Origin of the sequence: Hymenobacter puniceus (assembly GCF_014333525.1) — a bacterium.
In the GTDB taxonomy this organism is placed as follows: Bacteria; Bacteroidota; Bacteroidia; order Cytophagales; family Hymenobacteraceae; genus Hymenobacter.
On record NZ_JACSCX010000001.1, the window covers coordinates 642,205 to 665,038 of the forward strand.

Annotated in this window: 32 protein-coding genes and 1 pseudogene; 1 reads left to right on the top strand and 32 read right to left on the bottom strand. The window is 55.8% G+C overall.

Annotated elements, in window-relative coordinates:
• Positions 1 to 135: 135 nt before the first annotated feature.
• Positions 136 to 1,356 (top strand): anhydro-N-acetylmuramic acid kinase, encoded by a 1,221-nt coding sequence (locus H8B14_RS02660; protein WP_187314068.1) that lies wholly within the window; start codon positions 136 to 138, stop codon positions 1,354 to 1,356.
• Between the two features lie 139 nt (positions 1,357 to 1,495).
• Here the strand turns inward: H8B14_RS02660 and H8B14_RS02665 are convergent, their stop codons facing one another.
• The 32 genes and pseudogenes from H8B14_RS02665 to rpsS form a co-directional block, all read right to left on the bottom strand.
• Entirely contained in the window at positions 1,496 to 1,972 is a 477-nt protein-coding gene (locus tag H8B14_RS02665) for a hypothetical protein (RefSeq protein ID WP_187314069.1), read from the bottom strand.
• A gap of 40 nt (positions 1,973 to 2,012) precedes the next feature.
• Positions 2,013 to 2,327 (bottom strand): FtsB family cell division protein, encoded by a 315-nt coding sequence (locus H8B14_RS02670; RefSeq protein WP_187314070.1) that lies wholly within the window; start codon positions 2,325 to 2,327, stop codon positions 2,013 to 2,015.
• 131 nt (positions 2,328 to 2,458) lie between these two features.
• A complete protein-coding gene (locus H8B14_RS02675; RefSeq protein WP_187314071.1) occupies positions 2,459 to 3,559 on the bottom strand; it encodes a CARDB domain-containing protein in 1,101 nt (366 codons plus the stop codon).
• Positions 3,560 to 3,767: 208 nt separating this feature from the next.
• Positions 3,768 to 5,039, bottom strand: coding sequence for a phosphopyruvate hydratase (gene eno / locus H8B14_RS02680; protein WP_187314072.1), 1,272 nt, complete (start codon positions 5,037 to 5,039; stop codon positions 3,768 to 3,770).
• Positions 5,040 to 5,259: 220 nt separating this feature from the next.
• On the bottom strand, positions 5,260 to 6,054 hold the full coding sequence (locus tag H8B14_RS02685) for a LytR/AlgR family response regulator transcription factor (RefSeq protein ID WP_187314073.1): 795 nt from the start codon (positions 6,052 to 6,054) through the stop codon (positions 5,260 to 5,262).
• Between the two features lie 200 nt (positions 6,055 to 6,254).
• A complete protein-coding gene (locus tag H8B14_RS02690) occupies positions 6,255 to 7,280 on the bottom strand; it encodes a sensor histidine kinase (protein ID WP_187314074.1) in 1,026 nt (341 codons plus the stop codon).
• A gap of 30 nt (positions 7,281 to 7,310) precedes the next feature.
• Positions 7,311 to 9,659, bottom strand: a complete 2,349-nt coding sequence (locus H8B14_RS02695; RefSeq protein ID WP_187314075.1) for an outer membrane beta-barrel protein — start codon at positions 9,657 to 9,659, stop codon at positions 7,311 to 7,313.
• A gap of 205 nt (positions 9,660 to 9,864) precedes the next feature.
• Positions 9,865 to 10,452: a 50S ribosomal protein L17 gene (gene rplQ, locus H8B14_RS02700; protein WP_187314076.1), complete on the bottom strand. Its 588-nt coding sequence runs from the start codon at positions 10,450 to 10,452 to the stop codon at positions 9,865 to 9,867.
• Between the two features lie 216 nt (positions 10,453 to 10,668).
• Positions 10,669 to 11,658 carry a DNA-directed RNA polymerase subunit alpha gene (locus H8B14_RS02705; protein WP_185888792.1) on the bottom strand — a complete coding sequence of 330 codons (990 nt, stop codon included), beginning with the start codon at positions 11,656 to 11,658 and terminating at the stop codon, positions 10,669 to 10,671.
• A gap of 143 nt (positions 11,659 to 11,801) precedes the next feature.
• On the bottom strand, positions 11,802 to 12,407 hold the full coding sequence (gene rpsD / locus H8B14_RS02710; protein WP_187314077.1) for a 30S ribosomal protein S4: 606 nt from the start codon (positions 12,405 to 12,407) through the stop codon (positions 11,802 to 11,804).
• A 128-nt stretch (positions 12,408 to 12,535) separates the two neighbouring features.
• Entirely contained in the window at positions 12,536 to 12,928 is a 393-nt protein-coding gene (gene rpsK / locus H8B14_RS02715; RefSeq protein ID WP_022822149.1) for a 30S ribosomal protein S11, read from the bottom strand.
• A gap of 79 nt (positions 12,929 to 13,007) precedes the next feature.
• Positions 13,008 to 13,385, bottom strand: coding sequence for a 30S ribosomal protein S13 (gene rpsM / locus H8B14_RS02720; protein WP_044016055.1), 378 nt, complete (start codon positions 13,383 to 13,385; stop codon positions 13,008 to 13,010).
• Positions 13,386 to 13,498: 113 nt separating this feature from the next.
• The gene (rpmJ, locus tag H8B14_RS02725) at positions 13,499 to 13,615 is read right to left on the bottom strand and encodes a 50S ribosomal protein L36 (RefSeq protein WP_044016053.1); all 117 of its coding nucleotides are present in this window, start codon (positions 13,613 to 13,615) and stop codon (positions 13,499 to 13,501) included.
• Positions 13,616 to 13,624: 9 nt separating this feature from the next.
• Positions 13,625 to 13,843 (bottom strand): translation initiation factor IF-1, encoded by a 219-nt coding sequence (gene infA / locus H8B14_RS02730; RefSeq protein WP_022822146.1) that lies wholly within the window; start codon positions 13,841 to 13,843, stop codon positions 13,625 to 13,627.
• A 4-nt stretch (positions 13,844 to 13,847) separates the two neighbouring features.
• Positions 13,848 to 14,618, bottom strand: coding sequence for a type I methionyl aminopeptidase (gene map / locus H8B14_RS02735; protein WP_187314078.1), 771 nt, complete (start codon positions 14,616 to 14,618; stop codon positions 13,848 to 13,850).
• A gap of 6 nt (positions 14,619 to 14,624) precedes the next feature.
• Positions 14,625 to 15,944 (bottom strand): preprotein translocase subunit SecY, encoded by a 1,320-nt coding sequence (secY, locus tag H8B14_RS02740; RefSeq protein WP_187314079.1) that lies wholly within the window; start codon positions 15,942 to 15,944, stop codon positions 14,625 to 14,627.
• Between the two features lie 12 nt (positions 15,945 to 15,956).
• The gene (rplO, locus tag H8B14_RS02745) at positions 15,957 to 16,400 is read right to left on the bottom strand and encodes a 50S ribosomal protein L15 (RefSeq protein WP_187314080.1); all 444 of its coding nucleotides are present in this window, start codon (positions 16,398 to 16,400) and stop codon (positions 15,957 to 15,959) included.
• A 13-nt stretch (positions 16,401 to 16,413) separates the two neighbouring features.
• Complete coding sequence (gene rpmD / locus H8B14_RS02750) at positions 16,414 to 16,593, bottom strand: 50S ribosomal protein L30 (protein WP_044016046.1); 180 nt, start codon at positions 16,591 to 16,593, stop codon at positions 16,414 to 16,416.
• A gap of 6 nt (positions 16,594 to 16,599) precedes the next feature.
• Positions 16,600 to 17,208, bottom strand: coding sequence for a 30S ribosomal protein S5 (rpsE, locus tag H8B14_RS02755; RefSeq protein WP_244535860.1), 609 nt, complete (start codon positions 17,206 to 17,208; stop codon positions 16,600 to 16,602).
• A 6-nt stretch (positions 17,209 to 17,214) separates the two neighbouring features.
• Complete coding sequence (gene rplR / locus H8B14_RS02760) at positions 17,215 to 17,565, bottom strand: 50S ribosomal protein L18 (RefSeq protein ID WP_044003239.1); 351 nt, start codon at positions 17,563 to 17,565, stop codon at positions 17,215 to 17,217.
• Positions 17,566 to 17,574: 9 nt separating this feature from the next.
• The gene (rplF, locus tag H8B14_RS02765) at positions 17,575 to 18,129 is read right to left on the bottom strand and encodes a 50S ribosomal protein L6 (protein ID WP_187314081.1); all 555 of its coding nucleotides are present in this window, start codon (positions 18,127 to 18,129) and stop codon (positions 17,575 to 17,577) included.
• A 20-nt stretch (positions 18,130 to 18,149) separates the two neighbouring features.
• Entirely contained in the window at positions 18,150 to 18,548 is a 399-nt protein-coding gene (rpsH, locus tag H8B14_RS02770; RefSeq protein WP_044016040.1) for a 30S ribosomal protein S8, read from the bottom strand.
• Positions 18,549 to 18,734: 186 nt separating this feature from the next.
• Positions 18,735 to 19,004, bottom strand: coding sequence for a 30S ribosomal protein S14 (gene rpsN, locus H8B14_RS02775; RefSeq protein WP_044016038.1), 270 nt, complete (start codon positions 19,002 to 19,004; stop codon positions 18,735 to 18,737).
• Positions 19,004 to 19,561: a 50S ribosomal protein L5 gene (rplE, locus tag H8B14_RS02780; protein WP_187314082.1), complete on the bottom strand. Its 558-nt coding sequence runs from the start codon at positions 19,559 to 19,561 to the stop codon at positions 19,004 to 19,006. The genes rpsN and rplE overlap by 1 nt, the downstream gene beginning before the upstream one ends.
• A gap of 33 nt (positions 19,562 to 19,594) precedes the next feature.
• A pseudogene (gene rplX / locus H8B14_RS02785) lies at positions 19,595 to 19,840 on the bottom strand (50S ribosomal protein L24); the annotation flags it as partial.
• A 3-nt stretch (positions 19,841 to 19,843) separates the two neighbouring features.
• The gene (rplN, locus tag H8B14_RS02790) at positions 19,844 to 20,212 is read right to left on the bottom strand and encodes a 50S ribosomal protein L14 (RefSeq protein WP_044003245.1); all 369 of its coding nucleotides are present in this window, start codon (positions 20,210 to 20,212) and stop codon (positions 19,844 to 19,846) included.
• A gap of 1 nt (position 20,213) precedes the next feature.
• Positions 20,214 to 20,507, bottom strand: coding sequence for a 30S ribosomal protein S17 (rpsQ, locus tag H8B14_RS02795; RefSeq protein ID WP_187314084.1), 294 nt, complete (start codon positions 20,505 to 20,507; stop codon positions 20,214 to 20,216).
• Positions 20,508 to 20,509: 2 nt separating this feature from the next.
• Complete coding sequence (gene rpmC / locus H8B14_RS02800) at positions 20,510 to 20,722, bottom strand: 50S ribosomal protein L29 (RefSeq protein WP_187314085.1); 213 nt, start codon at positions 20,720 to 20,722, stop codon at positions 20,510 to 20,512.
• A 1-nt stretch (position 20,723) separates the two neighbouring features.
• Positions 20,724 to 21,149, bottom strand: a complete 426-nt coding sequence (gene rplP / locus H8B14_RS02805) for a 50S ribosomal protein L16 (RefSeq protein WP_073281286.1) — start codon at positions 21,147 to 21,149, stop codon at positions 20,724 to 20,726.
• Positions 21,150 to 21,186: 37 nt separating this feature from the next.
• Positions 21,187 to 22,065, bottom strand: a complete 879-nt coding sequence (gene rpsC, locus H8B14_RS02810; RefSeq protein WP_187314086.1) for a 30S ribosomal protein S3 — start codon at positions 22,063 to 22,065, stop codon at positions 21,187 to 21,189.
• 5 nt (positions 22,066 to 22,070) lie between these two features.
• Complete coding sequence (rplV, locus tag H8B14_RS02815) at positions 22,071 to 22,553, bottom strand: 50S ribosomal protein L22 (RefSeq protein ID WP_187314087.1); 483 nt, start codon at positions 22,551 to 22,553, stop codon at positions 22,071 to 22,073.
• A 2-nt stretch (positions 22,554 to 22,555) separates the two neighbouring features.
• The gene (gene rpsS / locus H8B14_RS02820; protein ID WP_044003251.1) at positions 22,556 to 22,834 is read right to left on the bottom strand and encodes a 30S ribosomal protein S19; all 279 of its coding nucleotides are present in this window, start codon (positions 22,832 to 22,834) and stop codon (positions 22,556 to 22,558) included.

Below are 22,834 nucleotides of genomic sequence, written 5' to 3' on the forward strand. Positions count from 1 at the left end.
GGCAGGGCATTTTTGCTTACTTTGGCTTGGGCAGCTGCACCAGCCTGAGCTACACCTGGCAGCACTAAACAGTACAAAAAAAGTTTCACCTTACCAGAGCATCCTGTCTGCGGTAGTAAACGGCACAAAAGCACTATGAACGTACATCTTCAGCACCTGTATCAATTGGCTCAGCAACCTAGCCGCCGCATTATTGGGTTGATGTCGGGCACTTCGCTGGATGGGCTGGATGTGGCGCTGTGCCAGCTGCACGGGCACGGCACGGCTACCCGGCTGGAGCTGGAGCAGTTTATTACTGTGCCTTACGATGATGAGGTGCGCCGCCGTATTCGGGCAGTATTTGCGGGAGGCGTTGCAGGGCAAGTAAGCCTGGAGTATCTAACCCTGCTTCACCCCTGGCTAGGCGCATTGCACGCCGATATGGTGCTGCGCTGCCTGCGGGAATGGCAGATTGCACCAGCAGAGGTTGACCTGATTGCCAGCCACGGCCAGACGGTGTACCACGTGCCGGCTCATCAGCACCAGCACCCCGATTTTATGGGCCGCAACGCTACACTGCAGCTCGGCGACGGCGACCAGGTGGCCGTGGGCACGGGCATTATTACGCTCAGCGACTTCCGGCAAAAGCATATTGCTGCTGGTGGAGAAGGCGCTCCGCTGGCTGCCTACGGCGACTATCTGCTGCTCAGTAGTGCCACCGAGAAGCGGCTGCTGCTCAACCTGGGCGGTATCGCCAACTTCACTTACCTGCCGCGCACCGGCCACGATGCCAGCACAGCCTTCAGCACCGATACGGGCCCTGGCAATACGCTGCTTGACGCCACTGTCCGGGCTCATTACCCGCACCTGCCTTACGACGAAGACGGCCGGCTGGCGCTGGCCGGCCAGGTGCACCCTCAATTGCTGGCCGCTTTACTCGACCATCCTTTCTTTGCCGCCGAGCTGCCCAAAACCACTGGTCCCGAGCTATTCGGGGCCAGCTATCTGCAACAGGCGCAAGAGCGCACCGGCACGCAGCAGCTAAGAACGGAAGACCTGCTGGCGACGCTGGTAGAGCTTAGTGCGGCCGGTGTGGCGCGGGCCGCGCAGCAGGTATTTGGGTTACAGCCCGCACTGGCAGTATACAGTAGCGGTGGCGGCGCCCATAATCCGGCGCTGCACGCAGCCCTGCAACGGCATTTACCCGCGTGCCACTTTGCCACCACAGAGGCCCTGGGTATTCTGCCCGACGCCAAAGAAGCTATTCTGTTTGCAGTGCTGGCAAACGAGGCGGTAGCCGGTCAGCCGGTGGCTATTGGAGCAGGGCGGCAGCGGGTACCAGCTGTCAGCATGGGGAAGATTTCGTTGCCGGGATGATATTGGGTAATGAAGAGGACAAATCCAGAACGTCATTCCGAACGGAGCGAGGAATCTCGCCAGTGTAGTAACTGATTCTACCACACTAGCGAGATTCCTTGCTCCGCTCGGAATGACATTCTGGATTATTTTTAACACGTCACTTCCTCCCTTCTCCCAGCGGCACCAGGCCAAAGCTGAGCACCTGCCGGGCGGTGGTATCACGGAAGGTAACGTCGAGCTGCAGGTGCGGGCGAGCAGCAAGCGTATCGCTACGAAACAGGAAGGCCACAAAAGTGCGGGTCGTATTGTCGGCGCTGATGCGGAAACCCAATTTGTAGAGGTCGATGGTGGGCTGGTAGCGCTGACCCTGCTGATAGAGTGGCGCGGCCGTGGCCTGAAACCGCGCCAGGGGTATGTGCTGGCTGACTTCGGGGGCGAGCAAGGTGTAGGCCGCCGGATAGTTGCCCTCCAGCACAGCCAGCAGAAACTGCCGCGCCACCTGAATCTGGGATGAAACAACTGGGGATACAGGCCAAGCTACTACAGGCGCTGGCTGCTGCGCGCTCAGGGGGCCGGCAGCTCCCAGCAAAGCACTCAGCACCCAGCAAAAACAACGGAACGTGGTACTACTCATGCTCCGCATACGGCAAACTTAGCGCCACGAAGCGCCCTGCTTATTTCTGCTCCTGAGGAACCAGCACGAAAACGTCTTCGCCAGGACGCTTCATAAGGTATTTTTCCCGCGCGAATTTTTCCAGCAGCTCCGGGCTGCTTAGCAGCTCAGCCCGCTCACGCTTTACTACCTCAATGTTGTCGAGGTAATATTGTTTTTCGGTTTGCAGCTCCTGCAGCTTAGCGTACATGTCGTATTGCTTCAGCAAGTCGTTGGAGTCGAAAACGAACATCCAGACCAGAAACCCGAGCCCGGTGTAGAAGTAGAAGCTGCGCAGAAAGCGCGGCACGCGCGCCGTTAGGTCGGAGAGTTGCATACTCAAAGATACAAGCATTTACAGCAGATTGGGAGGGCCAGCTGCGCGCATTGGATGGTGGCATTTCGCCTTCCTTGCGCCTGCACCATCCGTCTTATCCAGCAAGCACTTTTCCAGGCCGGCCCATTTGCCTACTGAATCACCACGCGGCTTATTGCTTCCCGATCAGGCAGTAGCAGCTGAAGCGTGTAAGTGCCTGCCGGTAGGTTTCTGGTATCAAACTGCGCTACTACCTGCGTTGGAAGCACACGCTGCTGCATCACCAGCCGCCCCATCATATCCACTAGCAGCAAGTTTGCTGCCTTGCCTGCTGCGTCCACTCGTATCGTTAGGCCGTCACCCTTGGCTACCGGGTTGGGGTACACCTGCAAGGCGCCGGACAGCATGGCACCAGTGGTTGATAACGCCCCAGGCACCACCAGCCGCAGCGCCCGCGAATTGTTGCGCTCATTGGATTCGGCTATCAGGTTGCGTGGATCTATTACCAGCAGCAGGTAGTAGGCGCCGGGCGCAGTAGTGACGGGTACGCCCAGCGCAGGAGCCGAAAAGATAGTAAGCGCGCCCGTCGAGCCATTGCTGACTCCTGGGAGGCTTCCACTGATAATCTGCCCCATAAACACATCCGTACTCGCCGAAAAAACGGTATCCGCCGACAAATAGAAACCCACTTCACACGCCCCAACAGCACCAGTACCCCGGTTGGCAATAAAGGAGAAAACGCCCGTACTGCCGCCGGCAGGCACCACACTAAAGGAAATAGACGGCCGCCACAGCTCCAGATCGGGCAGCCGCGGTGTGCCCTGTGCAACCTGCACCGGAAACGTAACCACGTTGTTGGTTTCGTCTGATTCCACTTCGGCATTCAGTGGGTCGGCTACCAGCACCAGGTAGTAGCTGCCCGTAGTGGTCAGGGGCGGGATGGTGGCTGTAATGGACGTCGGGCCAGACTGTCCTGCCATCAGCAGCCCCTGGCAGCTGGCTCCCAGATAGGCGTCGTTGGCATCCCAGGTGGTATTGGCCGACAGGTAGTAGCCAACGCAGTTAAATTGCGCGCCCGCTCCCTGATTGCCATTGACGCGAATGTGTGCGGCCATTGGGTACACACCACCGGCTTCCACAGCAGCAGGCAACGTAAATGGTGCGACTACCACCAGATCCGGCCGGTTTTGCGCTTGCCCTGAACCAACCAGCCCAATCAGCAGCCAGCAGACGAATAGTACGTGTTTTACCATGAGCAGCTTGTAATTAGAGCCGTGAGGAACCGTAAATATCCAACAAAATTTCAGCGCGCAGGAAAAGGCATCAGCCCTTTTTTCGTCGTTTTCCCCTGACACCAACCGCCACCCGCTCAGCAAGCAGCAAACAGGCGGGCACAGCAAGCAAAAAGCCCGTCTGAGAAGTCTCAGACGGGCTTTTTGCTTGCTGTAGCGAAACGCAGACTTACATCTTACGGCCGGGGAAGTAAGCTACTTCGCCCAGTTCTTCTTCAATGCGAAGCAGCTGGTTGTACTTCGACATCCGGTCGGAGCGCGACGCGGAGCCGGTCTTGATCTGGCCGGTGTTCAGGGCCACAGCCAGGTCAGCAATGGTGTTATCCTCTGTCTCGCCGGAGCGGTGGCTCATAATGCTCTTGTAACCATTGCGGCGGCCCAGGTTGATGGCATCAATCGTTTCGGAGAGCGTACCAATCTGGTTTACCTTGATGAGGATGGCGTTGGCAATCTGCTCATCAATACCGCGCTGCAGGCGGTTTACGTTGGTCACGAACAAGTCGTCGCCCACGAGCTGGGTGGTTGAGCCGATGCTGTCGGTAAGGGCCTTCCAGCCGCTCCAGTCGTCCTCGTCCATACCATCCTCGATGCTGATGATAGGATACTTCTTGGTCCAGTCGGTCCAGTAGTTCACCATTTCCGACGAAGTCAGCTTGTCGCCGGTGCTCTTCTTGAAGTGGTAGTGGCCATCGGAATAGAACTCGGAAGCCGCCGCATCCATGGCAATCATCACGTCGTCGCCGGGCTTGTAGCCGGCCTTCTCGATGGCCTGCAACACAATCTTGATGGCGTCTTCGTTGCTTTTGATGTTGGGGGCAAAGCCACCTTCGTCGCCTACGTTGGTGCTGAAGCCCTGCTTCTTGAGCACTTCCTTGAGATGATGAAAGATTTCAGTGCCCCAGCGCAGTGCCTCCGAAAACGAAGGAGCGCCCACCGGCATGATCATGAACTCCTGAAAGTCGATGCTGTTATCGGCGTGCGAGCCACCGTTGAGGATGTTCATCATCGGCACGGGCAGCGTGGTGGCGTTGACGCCGCCTACGTAGCGGTACAGCGGCATGCCGGCTTCTTGTGCGGCCGCGCGGGCAATGGCCAGCGAAGCGCCCAGAATGGCGTTGGCACCCAGATTCGCCTTGTTGGGCGTGCCGTCCATTTCCAGCATGATCTTGTCGAGCAAGCCCTGCTCGAACACCGAGAAGCCAATCAGCTCTTCGGCAATCTTGCTGTTCACGTTGTCCACGGCCTGCAGCACACCTTTGCCCATGTACTTGCTCTTGTCGTTGTCGCGCAGCTCCACCGCCTCGTGCTTGCCAGTGCTGGCGCCCGAAGGAACGGCGGCGCGGCCCACAGTACCGCTTTCGGTGGTCACATCTACCTCAATGGTCGGGTTGCCGCGCGAATCAAAAATCTGCCGGGCGTGGATTTCGGTGATAATGCTCATGAGGGGAAGGTTGGGGTTGAGGGAAAATACGAGGATGCCGCGCCGGAGCCGGCCAGCGGGCCCAAGGCGGTATTGCAGTGGCAAGGTACTGAATTGCCACTTTTAGGCCAGCTATAATCCCTCGGATGCAAAGGCAGCACCGGAAAAAGCGCATGCTGCAACAGCCTGCCTGTTTCCTTGGCCACACGCTTCGGCTGCCAGACTTCTCGTTAGAGCTTCCCTACCCTTCCAGCCACTTGCGGAACTCCGGCGTCTGCGCGGCACTGGTGGTCAGCGTCAGGTCGGGCTTGCCGCGCAGCTTCACGGCCAGCCGATTGTTGAAATACGACTCTACCCGCTCCACAAACGCAATGTTCACCAGCTCAGAGCGGTTCAGGCGGCCGAAACGCGTGGGGTCGAGCTGGCGCTCCAGCTCTGTGAGCGTGCCGCTAAGCGGATAGCGCGTGCCGGCCGCGTCTACGGCAAAGGTCACGCCCTCGTCGGCCTGCACGTAGGCCACATCATCTACCTGCAGCACGTAGAGGCCGTTGCGCATCCGCACCGAAAAACGCTGTTTGTAGTGCGGCTGGTTGTTTTGGCGCAGCGCCTCACTTAGCTCGCGCAGCACTTCCGGGCTTAGTGCGGACGCCGGCGGCAGGGCTGTGGCCCCGGTAAAGCTGCCCCGCAGAAACTGGTACTTGTCAAGAGCCTCGCGGAACTGCTCGTAGCTGAAGGGCTTCAGCAGATACGCAATGCCGTTGCCGCGGAAAGCTGGCAGCAAAAACTGGTCATAGGCAGTGGTGAAGACGATAGGGCAACTCACACGGAACCGCTCGTAGAGGCTGAACACATTGCCATCGAGCAGCTCGATATCAGAAAAGAGCAGGTCTGGCATGGGGTGCGTCTGCAGCCACGTCAGCGCTTTTTCCACGCTACGCAGCACGGGCGGCGCTTCGGTGGCCAGCCCAGCCTGCTGCAGAAACTCCACCGTCTGGCGGGCAGCCAGTTCCTCGTCTTCCAGAATCAGAATGTTCATAGCGGGTACTTCACGGATAAAGAAACGTCAGGCAGCCTGTTATACCGAGCGTTTTGCTGAGCGGCGCATCTCACTAGTGTGGTAAGATCATCTGTTACGCTGGCAGGCCCCTGCGCTTTGCAGGATGATAGCCAGCGGTAGAGATGCTCCGACACGCTCAGCAGGACGTTCTGCATGATAAGCCACTGCACACCTGCTCCTCACGCTGCCGACCACGCCCGGCTTTGCCGCAGCACAGGCACCACCACCGCAAACTGTTCAGCGGAATCTGCCACCCGAATTTCCTTGCCAAACAGCAGCCGGTACCGCTCCCGCAGATTTGCTAGCCCTAAGCCAGTAGAATCGATTGGAGTGAGCTTGGCGCGGCGCGGGTGCTGCACGCTAAGCTCAGTGGCCGACACCTGAATCAAAATCAACAACGGATTATCTTCATCACCGGCATTGTGCTTGATGGCATTCTCTACCAGTAGCTGCAGCGTACCGGGCACTACCAACAATTGGTGCAGTTCAGATGCCGGGGGCAGCTCTTGCCGAAACGTATAGGCCGCCCCGAAGCGGTGGCGCAGCAAGTACACGTATTCGTTCACGAACTGTAGCTCCTCAGCCAACGTCACGAAGTCATCGTCTTTGTGTCGAATCAGGAAGCGGTACAGGTTGGCAAAGCGGCTGAGGTATTCGTTGGCTTCGGCGGGGTCATGCTGAATGAGGCCGCGCAGCACGTTGAGGTTGTTGAACAGAAAGTGCGGGTCGAGCTGGGCTTTGAGGTTGCGCAGCTCGCTTTCAGTCTGGGCCTGCTGGGTTTGCAGCAGGCGTTTTTGCACATCAAAATAGCGCTTGCCCGCCATCAGAATTCCCAGCATGCCGTAGCTCTGCGTGTGCTTCATCACCAGATTCAATATGCCCGAGGCCTGCCAGTGCAGGGGCTCACTGCTGAGCAGCAGCGAGTAGCCCAGCCAGTACAAATGAGCATCGAGCACTACAAACACCACCAGCATGCCCAGTATCACCCACGGGCTGCGGCGGCCCAACGCCAAGGGCAGCAGCCCGAATACCAGCACGTATACAGCCAGCGTATCGAGGCCAATGGTGTAGAGAATAGTGGGCGCCGCCCGTGCTAGCCCAAACTGCTGCAGGTAGCTGAAAAAGATGATAGGCGCAGCCAGCAGCCAGTATACCAGTACCAGCAGCAAATCGGATCGGCTGGGGCGTTGAAACGTGAACGACATGACGGAGCGCAGTAACAGGCTGGAAAGATGCTATTCTTTGTCGGTTTTCACGCGCGCCCGCTCTTCCTCCAGGCCAGTCATGCGCTTGCGGGCCGCTTTAAGCTGCTGGTTGCCGAGCTTCCAGCTTACACTTAACCGCACCTGCCGGCTCTCGCTGAAGCTTTGGAACTGCACGTCCAGGTCTTGGTAGCGGACGGTGCCGCGCTGCCGGTTGGAAAACAGTACATCGTTGACTCCCAGGCGCAGAGTGGCCCGGTCCTGCCACAGCGTTTTCTGCAGCCCCACATTGAGCGCCCCGAACCCACGGAATCGTATCAGGCCGTTGAGGCCGGCCGTCTGGTAGAAGCCAGATGCTTCCAGCTTGATGGTTTGCGGCAGCTGCACATTGGCCTGACCGTAGAAGGTGGCCGCTGTGCGGCCGGCCCGGTAAGTGCTGCCCAGATATTCGCTCAGGTATTCGTTGTAAAACACTGTTACGCCGGCGTATCCGGTCAGCAGCTTGCGGTAGGTAATCGGCAGATTCAGCGTGGCATTGTAGCTGCGCAGATTATCCAGGTTGGCCGACGTAGAGTAGATGGCGCTGTCCTCGGTAGCCGTTACGAGGCTGATGGCGTTGCGGGTGCGGCTATAGCCAAGTACCAAAAACGGTTGCTTCTGGTAAGTCACGGACAGTTTGTAGCTGCCTGTAAACTGGGGCCTCAGCAAGGGGGTGCCGCGTTGCGAGGTATATGGGTCGAGGTACACCAGGTTAGGGTTCAGGTCCTGATAACTGGGGCGGCCAATGCGGCGGCTATAAGCCATAGTGGCCCCCAGCGCCTTCGTTACCGGCTTATCGATGCTTATGCTTGGAAACAGCTGCCCGTACGCGCGGCGGATACTGGTAGCCGCTGTACCCACAGCCGCTGTATACTCGCCGCGCAAACCCGCCTGCCACGTCACACCCAGCTGCGTCCCTTCCCCCTGCACGTAGCCCGCCCTAATGCTCTCTGTATAGCGAAACCGGTCCGGTCGGCCAGCATCTCCGCCAGTCAGGTCCAGTACACTCCAGATACGGGCTTCGCTGATTTTAGCTCCTAGCAACAGCTTGGTATTAGCACCAACCGGATGCCGATAATCCACCTTGGCAGACGCCAGCTGGATCCGGGTTTGCTGGTTGTTGCGCAAGACTTGCTGCTCCTCAATGTCCCCCAGTTGCACGGTGTTGGTCAGTAGCCCCAAGCTGGTCGTTGCGTAGCGGGAGTAGTCCACATCGGCCGTCAGCTCGCAACCTAGCGTATCGAGCAGCACTTTGTAGTTGAGGTTGCCAGCGTAGGAATCGGTGGTGCGGCTCGTGTTGTTAGCTGTGAAGACATCCACGCCGTTACTGGCTAGCGTGCTGCTTTGCGCATTTAGCTGCGTACGGTTGGTGTAGCCATTGAGCAGCACGCCCAGCGTCTGGCGGTGAGACAGGCTATAATCGGCCCCAAGGCGTACGGTGGGTACGTGCGTTAGCCGCGGCTGGTAGCTTTGCTGCCTATACCGGATGCCGGATTTTGTATCCAGCCGCTCTGTATTCAGCTGCTCGTACGTCTGGCGCTGGTTGTAGCTGGCAGTCCCGAATATGTTCAGGGCGCCGGCGCGGTGGTTGAGGTCCAGCAACGCGCCAGCTTTGGCAAAGCGCCCATAAGCGCCGCTGGTGGTCAGTGTGCCGTTGGTACCTAAGTCAGTGTTCTTCTTCAGGATGATGTTGATGATGCCCACCGCACCTGTCGCATCGTGCGTAGCGCCGGGCTGCGTCAGCACCTCAATTCGCTCGATAGTGCTGCTCGGGAAATCCTTTAACACGCCCACCACATCGGTATACTGCGTCGTGCGGCCGTCAATCTGAATAAGCACGCCTTCCTGCCCGGCCAGACTGATGCGGTTGTTGAGCACCAGCAACCCCGGCACCTTTTCCAGCACCTCCAATGCCGTGCTGCCCGCCGTGAGGCTACCGGCTACGTTCACCACCAGTTTGCCGGCTGTCATTTCCAGCAGCGGCTTCTGCCCCACTACCTGCACCTCGCGCAACAGCTGGGGTGTTGCAGCCAGTTGAATATCCGGTACCACCAACGTCCTGTCCACCACTTGCAGCACGCTGCTCCGTCCGTTTCCATACCCCACAGCTGAAGCCTCTACCCAGTACCGCCCCACTGGCACGTTCGCCAACTGGTAGCGCCCCGCATCCGAAGCCTGCATCGCCTGCACAACTGCTGAATCTGCTAGCAGCCGTAACACTACGGACGCAAAAGGAACCGCCAGCCCTTTACCATCCACCACCCGCCCGCTAACCGCACTCAGTTGCTGGGCGTGGCCTGCAAATGCGAATTGCAGAAGTAGGGTGAGAAAAAATGCTTTCATGGCAGCAGAAGTTTAGGTGAAACGAATACCCAAACCACGCCCAGACAGCTCAGCAATACAGGCCCTACCTTCTGAACCTTTGCAAAATTCCAATGAAGCCTGGAAAATCAGCCACGAACTTCAAGCACCGCTACTCGCCATAGAAGCAAAAAAAAGGGACGCTCCAGATGGAGCGTCCCTTTTTTATATCGTAATCCAGGTCCGACTACTCGGCAGCTTTCTCCTCGCGGGTCTCGCCGTCTTTCAGCGTTTCGGTAGCTGTATCTTCAGGAGCCGAAACTTCCGTGGCAGCAGCTTTGGCCGCTTTGGCTGGCTTCTCAGCCACTACTTCTGCCGACGATTCGCCTTCAGCAGCCGTGGCCTTTTTCTTACCGCGCGAACGACGCGTAGTGGTTTTGGCTTCACCAGCTGTCTTGGCTTCCAGCATGGTTTCGTTGTAGTCAACCAGCTCAATGATGCACATCTGCGAGTTGTCACCCAGACGGGTTTCGCTCAGCTTGATGATGCGAGTGTAACCGCCGGGACGGGTAGCAATTTTAGCTGCTACGTCGCCGAATAGCTCTTTCAGCACGTCCTTCTGCTCCAGTACGGCAAATACAAGGCGGCGCGAGTGCGTCGTGTCGTTTTTAGCCTTAGTCAGCAGGGGCTCTACAAACTTGCGCAGCGCTTTAGCTTTAGCAACCGTCGTAGTGATACGCTTGTGCAGGATCAGCGACGAGGCCATGTTCGAAAGCATGGCGTTGCGGTGCGAGGCCGTGCGGCCGAGGTGGTTGATGGTTTTACCGTGACGCATAAAAAAAGAGATGTGTAAGCTTGCGGACGACGACCACGGCGGAAAAGCTGCTGTGAGGCACCTTTCTCATTAGAACCGTCGCCCCTTCGGGCTCACTGGTTATGAAAGTGTGAAAATGGAGTGCAAAGGTACGGAATGTACAGGCATAAAAAATGTGCTGAAGCGGAATATGTGACCAGCACATCAACCACATTCAGCACACTTTCCTTTTGCTGTCTATTCTTCGTCGAGCTTGTACTTGCTCAGATCCATGCCAAAGTTCAGGCCTTTCTCTTCTACAAGGTTTTCCAGCTCGGTCAGCGACTTCTTACCGAAGTTGCGGAACTTCATCATGTCCGCCATGTCCAGCTGCACTAGGTCGCCGAGGGTTTTGATATCGGCGGCCTTGAGGCAGTTGTAAGCGCGTACGCTCAGGTCCATATCCGCCAGCGGCGTCTTCAGAACTTTGCGCATGTGCAGCGTCTCCTCGTCTACCGTTTCCTCTTCTTCGGCTTTAGCCGTTTCGAAGGTCATGGTGCTGTCGGAGAACAGCATGAAGTGTTGAATCAGGATGTTGGCGGCGCCTTTCAGCGCATCCTCCGGGTGAATAGAACCGTCCGTGTGAATCTCGATGAGGAGCTTCTCATAGTCGGTCTTCTGCTCAACGCGGGTGTTTTCGATGCTGTACTTCACGTTCTTGATAGGCGTGAAGATGGCATCAATGGCAATCTGACCGAAAACCTGATCGGCAGGCTTGTTTTCCTCTGCAGGAACGTAGCCGCGGCCTTTCTGGATCGTGAATTCGAATTCCAGCTCGGTGTTGGCATCTACGTGGCAAATCACCAGGTCCGGGTTCAGCACCTGGAAACCGTTGGTAAACTTGCTGATATCGCCGGCCGTGAAGGTCTCCTGGCCTTTGATGCGCACCGTAATCTTGTCCTCGATGGCGTCGCTCACCTTCTTGAAGCGCACTTGCTTCAGGTTGAGGATGATTTCGGACATATCCTCAATCACGCCTTCGATGGTCATGAACTCGTGCAGGACGCTGCTGGTGCGAACCGACGTGATGGCATAGCCCTCCAGCGACGACAGCAGGATGCGGCGCAAAGCGTTGCCGATCGTGACGCCGTAGCCTTTCTCAAGCGGTTTGAATTCAAACGTTCCGTAGAAGTCGTCGGATTTCTCCATCACCACCTTCTCCGGCATTTGAAAAGCTAAGATTGACATAAGTGGGGCGGTTTTTAGTATTGAGTAATGGGTAGTGAGTAAAAAGACCTCTTAGAGCGCCTTGATACCCATTACCCAATACCTGAATCCAATTAAAAAGGTCGAAGCAAGGAAACGGCCCGGGCGTCCGGGCCGTTCCAAAATTACTTCGAGTACAGTTCGACAATGAGCTGCTCGGTGATCTTCTCCGGTATCAGCTCACGGGCGGGGGCGTTCAGGAACTTGCCCACCATGTCTTTGCCGTCCCACTCCAGCCACGAGAAAGCACGCGCGTTGCGGGCGCTCAGGCTCGTGGTAATAGCTTCCAGCGACTTCGACTTCTCACGTACGGCAACAACGTCACCAGCGCGGAGTTTGTACGAAGCAATGTTTACTACATCACCGTTGACGGTGATGTGCTTGTGCAGCACGAGTTGACGAGCAGCACGGCGCGTTGGAGCAATGCCCAGACGGTACACCGTGTTGTCGAGGCGCGACTCCAGCAAAGCAAGCAGGTTGTCGCCGGTGATGCCGGGCAGCGTAGCAGCTTTGTGGAACAGGTTCTCGAATTGCTTTTCCAGCACGCCGTACATGTACTTCACTTTCTGCTTCTCCATCAGCTGGACAGCGTACTCGCTCTGCTTCTTACGACGGCCACGGCCATGCTGGCCGGGAGGGTATGCTTTCTTGGTGAGTGCCTTGCTTGGGCCGAAGATCGGCTCATTAAAGCGACGGGCAATCTTGGTTTTAGGACCAGTATAACGTGCCATTTCGGGGTTGTTGAGTGTTGAGGGGGTTGAACCGCGCGTGTCGGGCTCCGGAGGCGCACCTTGCAGGGGTGAAAAGGCGCATCAGAAACCCGACACCGGTGGCTGGCAGCACCAGCCTGTTCAATAAACTAAACGCGACGACGTTTGGGGGGACGGCAGCCGTTGTGGGGCAGCGGCGTCACGTCCTTGATGGTCGTTACCTCAATACCCACGTTACCCAGCGTACGAATAGCCGACTCGCGGCCTGCGCCCGGGCCCTTCACGAACACCTCAGCCTTGCGCATGCCCAAGTCATGAGCTACTTTACCGCAGTCGGTAGCAGCCATCTGAGCAGCGTAAGGCGTGTTCTTTTTGGAACCGCGGAAACCCATCTTACCAGCCGAAGCCCAGGAAATAACCTGGCCGTTGTTGTTGGTGATGGATATGATGATGTTGTTGAACGAGGCCTTGATGTGAACCTGGCCTACCGGCTCGACAACGACAACGCGCTTCTTGGCTTTGTCTTTTCTCTTCTGTGCCATTTGGTTATCGCAAAAATATGCGGGAGGTGTTGTTGCCTGCCCCGAACGTATCAGAGCAGGCAACGATTCCCACTACGGGTTATTTAGTAGCCTTTTTCTTACCAGCAACGGTCTTACGCTTGCCCTTGCGAGTACGCGAGTTGTTCTTGGTGCGCTGACCACGAACTGGCAGACCTTTACGGTGACGCAGACCCCGGTAGCAACCGATGTCCATGAGGCGCTTGATGTTGAGCTGCACTTCGGAGCGCAGCACACCTTCGGTCTTGAATTCAGCAGCAATTACGCTACGGATTTCACCGGCTTCCGCTTCCGTCCAGTCTTTCACCTTCTTATTCAGGTCAACGCCTGCTTTGGTAAGGATCTGCTGAGCAGATGGACGGCCAATGCCGAAAATGTAGGTCAGCGCGATTTCACCGCGCTTGTTGTCTGGGATGTCTACCCCTGCAATACGAGCCATGTGTTGAGTTTGGGTTTTTGGCGAGTTAGGGTCTTGGGGACCTGGTTTCGGTTAGGACAGTTTTCCTTCAAAAACCAAGTCCTCTGAGGCCCGAGTCCCCAACTTCCAGATGTCTAGCCCTGACGCTGTTTGTAGCGGGGGTTCTTTTTGTTGATAACGTAGAGCTTGCCGTTGCGGCGGACCAGCTTGCAGTCAACACTACGCTTCTTAACCGAGGTTTTGACTTTCATGTCGTCGGGTTATTTGTAACGGTACACAATTCGGCCCTTCGACAAATCGTAGGGCGACATTTCCAACTTTACCTTATCTCCCGGCAGAATCTTGATGTAGTGCATCCGCATCTTGCCCGAAATGTGGGCAATTAGCTGGTGACCGTTTTCCAGTTCCACGCGGAACATGGCGTTGGAAAGGGCTTCCAGAATGACTCCGTCCTGCTCAATGGAAGTTTGTTTGGCCATAAGGCTACTGTAAGGCTTTTTCTATGTATTCGAAGGAGGTAAGTATTTCCGCCTTGTCTTTTCGTACTACTACCGTATGCTCGAAGTGCGCGGAAGGTTTGAAGTCCTTGGTCCGGATGGTCCAGCCGTCTTTCTCCTGTATCACGCTCTTCGTTCCCAGATTCACCATTGGCTCGATTGCCAGTGTGAGGCCATTTTGCAGCTTTAGCCCCGAGCCACGCTTACCGTAGTTAGGAACGTCCGGCCGCTCGTGCAGCTTCTTGCCAATCCCATGACCGACTAGCTCCCTAACCACTCCATAACCCTGTTTTTCAACATGGTTCTGAATGGCATAGCTGATGTCGCCCATCCGATTGCCCGCCACTGCCTGCTCGATACCGAGATACAGCGACTTCTTTGTTTCTTCCAGCAGTTGCAATACCTCTGGTGCTACCTCCCCAATTGGGTAGGTGTAAGCACTGTCGGCATGGTAGCCGTTGAGCAAAACTCCGCAGTCAACCGAAACGATGTCGCCGCTTTTCAGCGTGTAGTCACTCGGGAAACCGTGTACTACTACCGCATTGGGTGAAATGCATAGGCTGTACTCAAATCCATTATAGCCTTTGAAAGAAGGAGACCCACCGTTGTCCCGGATGAATTCTTCGGCGCGCTGATCCAGCTCTCGCGTTGTAATTCCTTCCCGGATAATGCTGGCCACTTCTCCGTGGGCCTGCGCCAGCACTTTCGCACTGGCTCGCATGAATTCTATTTCTTCCTCGGTCTTGTAAACAATCATAGCTGCTTACGAAGCCAGAGCAATGTTCTGCGAACGGCCACGTACTTTACCGGTTTTCATCATGCCATCGTAATGGCGCATCAGCAAGTAGCTTTCTACTTGGTTGAGCGTATCCAGCACTACCCCTACCATAATAATAAGAGAAGTACCGCCGTAGAAGGCCGAGAACGGACGCGTAACGCCGCCTAGCAAGGCTAGCGCCGGGAAAATGGCAATCAAAGCCAGCGCCACAGCACCAGGCAAGGTAATTCGGGTCAGCACTTCATCGATATACTCCGACGTGTCGCGGCCAGGCTTTACGCCGGGCACGAAACCACCGCTACGCTTCAGATCATCCGCAATCTGGTTGGGGTTGACACTGATAGCCGTGTAGAAGTACGTGAAGACAATAATGAGCGTCGCGAATACCACGTTGTACTGCCACGAAGTGTAGTCCGAAAACTTCACGCCGATGTAGCTGGCCAAGTCGCTGTCGTTCTGCCAAACCGAAGCCACGATAGCAGGCACGAACATCAACGACTGGGCGAAAATGATCGGCATTACGCCGGCCGCATTCACTTTCATCGGAATAAACTGCCGCTGAGCATTCAACTGGGCCGTGCTACCAACCTGCTTGGCATACTGCACTGGAATCCGGCGCACTGCCTGTGTCAGAACGATAACAGCCATTACCACAAGGAACAGCACTACCAGCTCAATTAGGAAGATCAACGAGCCACGCATGCCTTTGGCAGCAGCCTCACCGATAATGGCACCGGGCAGGCGCGACACAATCCCGATCATAATGATCATGGAAATGCCATTGCCAATACCCTTGTCCGTAATCTTCTCTCCCAGCCACATGCAAAACAGCGTTCCGGCCGTAATGATGAGCATGGTGGAAATGGTAAAGAACGTACCAGGCTCCAGGATTGCGTCAGCACTGATGGTGGCAATGAAGCCAACCGACTGCGCCATTACAATCGGAATCGTAAGGATGCGCGTGTACTGGTTGATTTTCTTGCGGCCCGACTCTCCTTCTTTTTGCAGTTTCTGAAAATACGGAACTGCAATAGTGAGAAGCTGCAGTACAATAGATGCCGATATGTATGGCATGATACCGAGTGCAAAGATGGAGGCATTGCTGAACGCACCACCAAGCAGCGTGTCCAGAATACCAAACACCCCTGAAGCTCCACCACTTTTCAGACGAGTAGCGTCGACGCCCGGTAGCACCACGAATGAGCCCAACCGGTAGATGGCAATGAAAAAAAGCGTATTGAAGATCCGCATACGCAGATCTTCAATCGCAAAAATGTTCTTTATCGTTTCGATAAACTTTTTCATCGCCACAAGAACTTACAGCGTCACGGCTTTGCCACCTGCTTTCTCAATGGCTTCAGTAGCCGACTTGGAGAATGCATGAGCATGAACTTCTACAGCAGTGGTGAGTTCACCACGGCCCAGAACTTTGATTTTGGCGTTTTTCGAAGCTAGACCAGCCTGCACAAAGTAGGCGTTGTCGAAAGTTGTTACACCACCTTCGGTCAGACCAGCGAGTACATCCAGATTGATGGCTTTGTACTCCACGCGGTTGATGTTCTTGAAACCGAATTTCGGTACGCGGCGCTGCAGGGGCATTTGGCCACCTTCAAAGCCCGACTTCTTGGAGTAACCCGAACGGGACTTGGCACCTTTGTGGCCACGCGTCGAGGTGCCGCCACGGCCGGAACCCGTACCACGGCCAATGCGCTTGACATTGCGGGTAGAGCCTACGGCAGGTTTGAGATTGCTGAGATTCATTTTCGGGAGATTCCTAGAGTTCGGTTACTTCCAACAGGTGCTGAACGGCTTTGATCATGCCAGCAACCTGGGGCGTGTTTTCCACGCTCTTGGTGCTACCCATTTTGCCGAGGCCCAGGGCCTGCACGGTACGCTTCTGACGCTCGGGGCGGTCGATAACGCTTTTTACGAGTTTGATTTGGATCTGCGCCATCGTCTCTTAACCGTTAAAAACTTGAGCGAGGGTGATGCCACGAGCCTGTGCAATTTGCATCGGGTCGCGCATTTTCAGCAGGGCGTCGAAGGTAGCCTTTACCACGTTGTGGGGGTTCGACGAACCTTTCGACTTAGCGAGTACGTCTTTGATACCGGCACTTTCGAACACGGCACGCATAGCACCACCAGCAATTACACCCGTACCAGCCGCAGCTGGCTGAACCAGCACGAAGCCGCCTGAGTATTTGCCTTCCATGATGTGGGGAACGGTGTGCTTATACAGCGGCACCTTCACCAGGTTTTTCTTCGCGTCGTCAATGCCTTTGGCAATTGCGTCGGTTACTTCGTTGGCTTTGCCGAGGCCGTAACCTACGGTGCCGTTGCCATCACCTACTACTACGATGGCCGAGAAGCTGAAGCGACGACCGCCCTTTACTACTTTGGCTACGCGGTTGATAGCAACCACTTTCTCTTTCAGGTCAGAGTCACCAGTGCGCGACTCCTCTTTGCGGTCATTGCCGCCGCGACGGTCATTGCCACCACCACGACGGTCATTGCCACCGCCGCGGTTATCGCCGCTACCACCACGAGGGCCGTTGTTAAATTCTGCCATGATGATTTAGAAATTGAGGCCGCCTTCGCGGGCTCCTTCTGCCAATGATTTTACGCGGCCGTGGTAGAGGTAACCGGAACGGTCAAATACCACTTTCGAAATTCCTTTTCCTGTAGCACGGGCGGCAAGTTCTTTGCCGACTGCGGCAGCGAGGGCGACTCCGTTGCCCCCTTCCACCGATACGTGCTTCGAGGAAGCAGACGCCAGCGTGTGACCGGTCGTATCGTCAATAATCTGAGCATAAATGCCCGTATTGCTGCGGAACACCGACAAACGTGGACGCTCGGACGTGCCAGCCACCTTAGTGCGGATGATGCGCTGGATCCGTTTTCTTCTAGTTGCTTTATCGAAAGCCATGGTGTGATATTATTTCGAAGCTGTTTTACCAGCCTTACGACGAATCTGCTCACCCACGAAGCGCACGCCTTTGCCTTTGTAGGGCTCAACTTTGCGCAACGAGCGAATTTTGGCGGCCACTTGACCCAACAATTGCTTGTCGATGCTGGTCAGCGTAACAATAGGGTTTTTGCCTTTCTCGGTCAGAGCCGTAGCAGTTACTTCTTTCGGCAGAGCCAGGAAGATGTTGTGCGAGTAGCCCAGCGACAGCTCCAGCGTAGTACCAGCCATAGCGGCTTTGTAACCTACACCTACCAACTCTAGCTTCTCTTCCAAGCCGTTGCTCACGCCATTGATGGCGTTATTTAGCAGCGAGCGGTAGAGGCCGTGCATGGCCTTATGACGCTTCTGTTCGGTTGGGCGGGTCACTACCAGCTGGCCGTCTTCGGTCGCTACGGTAATGTCGCGGTCAACCGGAACCACCAAAGTGCCTTTTGGGCCCTTCACGGTTACCGTGTTTTCGTTGCTCACTTCAATCTGCACGTTGGCGGGCAGGCTGATGGGCAGTTTACCAATGCGTGACATAGTCTCGTTTTCCTTTCAGATTAGTAGACGTAGCACAGCACTTCGCCGCCCACGTTTTCAGCTTTCGCCTCTTTTTCCGTCATCACCCCTTTCGAAGTCGACAGGATGGCGACACCCAGACCACTCAGTACGCGCGGCAGGTTCTCCACGTGGGCATACTGACGCAAACCGGGCGTGCTAACACGCTGCAGCTTGGTAATGGCGGGTTGTTTGGTTACCGGGTTGTACTTCAGCGCGATTTTAATCGTGCCCTGTACTGCGGCATCATCAAACCGGTAGCTCTGAATGTAGCCCTTTTTATAGAGCACCTTCGTGATTTCCTTTTTGATGTTGCTGGCCGGAATCTCCACTACCCGGTGATTTGCCTTGATGGCATTGCGTACCCGGGTCAGGTAGTCAGCAATTGGATCTGTGTTCATGTGACTTAGGTAAAGCGCCACCCTTTTTTAGGGAGCCGCAAAGATATGAAAATTTCGCCGCCGCGGAAACGCGGCAGCGAAATTTTCGTTTAAGACTTCTTGACTCGAATGCGGCCAATGGTTTCTCTCGGCAACCTGCCAAGTAATGTTGCATCAATAGCAGAAGCTATCTGGCAACTGGTCGAACTACCAGCTCGACTTGGTTACGCCGGGGATTTTGCCAGCCAGCGCCATTTCGCGGAAACGTACCCGGCTGATGCCGAACTTACGCATGTAACCACGGGGGCGGCCGTCAATCATGTCCCGGTTGTGCAGGCGCACGGGCGAAGCATCTTTCGGCAGCTTGTCCAGACCTTCGTAGTCGCCGGCAGCTTTCAGCGCTTTGCGCTTCTCAGCATAGCGGGCAACCGTAGCGATGCGCTTACGCGCTCTTGCTTTCGCGGATTCCTTAGCCATTAGTCGTTTTGTTTCTTGGCGTTAGCGAACGGCATACCGAAAGCCTTGAGGAGCTCATAGCTCTGCTCGTCGTTTTCGGCCGTCGTTACGAAGGTAATATCCATACCCGAAATCGACTTGATCTTGTCGATCGAAATTTCGGGGAAGATGATCTGCTCCTTAACGCCCAGGGTATAGTTACCGCGGCCGTCAAAGCCTTTGTCGTTGATGCCTTTGAAGTCACGAACACGGGGCAGAGCGATGGACAGCAAACGGTCCATGAACTCGTACATCCGCTCGCCACGCAGCGTTACGCGGGCGCCAATTGGCATGCCTTCGCGCAGTTTGAAGTTCGAAACCGAACGCTTGGCGATGGTAGCAACTGCTTTCTGACCAGCGATGGTCGTCAGCTCGTCCACACCATTGTCCACCAGCTTCTTGTCGGCTACGGCAGCACCAATACCGCGGTTGATGCAGATCTTGGTGATGCGTGGAACCTGCATGATGCTCTTGAACTGGAATTTCTCCTGGAGCAGCGGCACCACTTCTTTGTTGTATTTCTCTTTGAATCGAGCCATTGTCGTCGTACCGGGTTAGGCGTTTGTCGAGGCAATTGCCTTCACGTTGCTCACGTGAATACCAGCTTCGATTTTGGTAATGCCACCCTGGGGGTTCTTCGCACTAGGTTTGTTGTGCTTGGTCACCAGGTTCAGGCCTTCCACGATAACGCGCTGCGTCGAGCGGTTCACCGACTTAATAATGCCGGTTTTGCCTTTTTCGTCGCCAGCAATCACCTGTACGGTGTCGCCGGTTTTCACATGCAGTTTCGCGGGTGCTGCTTTCGTTTTCGTTGCCATTGCTTAGAGAACTTCAGGAGCCAGCGAAACGATCTTCATGAACTGCTTCTCGCGCAGTTCACGGGCCACGGGGCCGAAGATGCGGGTACCGCGGGGCTCGTCGTTATTGTTGAGCAGTACGGCAGCATTGTCGTCGAAACGAATATAAGAACCGTCCTTACGACGTACTTCTTTCTTCGTGCGAACAACCACTGCTTTCGATACAGTGCCTTTTTTAGCGTTGCCGGAAGGAATAGCCGATTTGATGGCTACTACAATCTTGTCGCCTACGCTGGCGTATTTCTTGCCCGTGCCACCGAGGACACGAATGCAAAGAACTTCTTTGGCGCCGCTGTTATCAGCGACGGTCAGACGGGATTCTTGCTGTATCATCTTACTTGGCGCGTTCTACGATTTCTACCAGTCTCCAGCGTTTGTTCTTGCTCAGCGGACGCGTGCTCATGATGCGTACCGTGTCGCCTTCGCCGCATTCGTTGTTCTCGTCGTGAGCCATAAACTTGGTCGACTTGGTAACGAACTTGCCGTAGATCGGGTGCTTCATTTTGCTTTCTACCATCACCGTGATGGACTTGTCCATCTTGTTGCTGGTAACGCGCCCGATGATTTCTTTGCGCAGGTTCCGCTCTTCCGTAGCGGAGGTAGCCTGCTGTTCTTCGTTGCTTGCCATCGTTAGTTAGCAGTGTTGTTAGCCTGCTCGTTCTCGCGACGGGTCAGCTCAGTCAACAGACGGGCGACGTTCTTGCGGCTTTGCTTCAGGCGAATCGGGTTTTCCAGCGGCGAGATGGCGTGCGCGAAGCGCAGCGTCTGACCATTGGCTTTTTCGGTCTTTACTTGCTGGGTCAGTTCTTCCAGCGAAAGGGCACGGATATCGGCGTTCTTCATCTTACTTGCTTTCTACGTAGTCGCGACGAACAACAAACTGAGTCCGAACCGGCAGCTTTTGGGCAGCCAAGCGCAGCGACTCCTGCGCCACTTCCAGTGTAACGCCGTCTGACTCAAACATGATAGTGCCGGGCTTTACGCAGGCTACCCAATACTCGGGTGAGCCTTTGCCTTTACCCATCCGCACTTCAGCGGGCTTCTTGGTAATCGGCTTATCAGGGAAAATGCGGATCCAAACTTGCCCTTCGCGTTTCATGGCGCGGGTCATGGCGATACGGGCGGCCTCAATCTGGCGAGCCGTAATCCAAGCCACTTCCAACGACTTAATAGCGAAAGAACCGAAGTCAATGGAGCTGCCGCGGTAGGCGAGGCCTGTTACGCGACCCTTTTGCATCTTGCGATACTTGGTCCTTTTCGGTTGTAACATGATTAATTGAAATTGAATTTCTGAAGAAAAGAAACGACTAGCGACGCGGAGCGCCACCGCCCTGGCCACCACGGTTGGCACCGCCTGGGGCACCACCGCCACGGCGCTGACCACCACCGGCAGCACCAGCTGCACCACCGCCACGGTTGTCACCGCCACGGTCGTTACGGTCGCGGCGCGGGCCACGGTCGCCGCCCCGGTCACCACGCTCACCGCGCGGGCCACGGTCGTTGCCACCACGGGTGTCGTTGCCTTGGTTAGCAGGAACCTGGTTAGGCGACAGGTCGGGCTTGCCGAACACTTCACCACGCATGATCCATACTTTGATGCCGATTTTGCCATACACGGTCTGAGCTTCCGACAAAGCATAGTCGATATCGGCGCGCAGCGTGTGCAGCGGCGTACGACCCTCCTTGTACTGCTCGGAACGGGCAATTTCAGCACCGCCCAGACGGCCACCGCACTGAATCTTGATGCCTTCGGCACCAACGCGGATAGCAGCCTGAATGCTCATCTTCATAGCACGACGGAACGAGATACGAGCCTGCAACTGCTGAGCAATGCTCTCACCAACCAGCTTGGCGTCGAGTTCCGGACGCTTAATTTCGAAGATGTTGATCTGAACGTCCTTGCTGGTGATCTGCTTCAGCTCGTCTTTGATCTTATCCACTTCAGCGCCACCCTTGCCGATTACTACACCCGGACGAGCCGTGTTGATGGTAATGGTGATGCGCTTCAGCGTACGCTCAATCACGATGCGGCTAATGCCACCTTTCGGGATACGAGCCATGATGTATTTGCGGATTTTCTCGTCTTCCACCAGTTTGTCGGCAAAGTCCTTGCCGCCGTACCAGTTCGAGTCCCATCCTTTAATGACGCCCAGACGGAAGCCAACCGGATTTACTTTCTGTCCCATAGTGCTTATGCGGAGGCTTCTGCCTTGGTTTCAGTGGATTTCTTGGCCGAGCTGCGACGCGTAGTCTTGGGCTTGGCTTCAGCATTGACTTCGGTGGTCTTTGTTTCAGCGGCCTTCTGGGTAGCAGCTTTGCTGCCCAGACGCTCCACTTTCGTGTCAATCACCAGCGTCACGTGGTTGCTGCGCTTGCGGATGCGGTGGCCACGACCCTGAGGAGCAGGGCGCAGACGCTTCAGCTGACGACCTTCATCCACGAAAATCTCTTTTATGTAGAGGTTAGCGTCTTCGATGCGCTCATCCTCGTTGTGCTGCTGCCAGTTGGCAAGCGCCGAGAGGAGAAGCTTTTCAACGCGGGCAGCACCCGAGTTGGCTTCGAATTTCAGCAGGCCCAGCGCACGGGTCACTTTCTGACCACGAACCATGTCGGCCACCAGGCGCATCTTGCGCGGCGAGGTGGGAACGTTGCGGAGTTTAGCGGTTGCTTCCATGATTAGCGCTTGCCTTTATCTTTCTTGGCAATGTGTCCACGGAAGTTCCGAGTCGGAGCAAACTCACCGAGTTTGTGTCCTACCATGTTCTCCGTAACATATACCGGGATGAACTTATTGCCGTTGTGGACGGCGAAGGTGTGGCCAACGAAATCAGGCGAAATCATCGAGCGGCGCGACCAAGTCTTCACCACCGACTTTTTGCCGGACTCATCCATTGCCGTTACTTTCTTCTCGAGCCGGAAGTCAATGTACGGCCCTTTTTTTAGTGAACGTGCCAT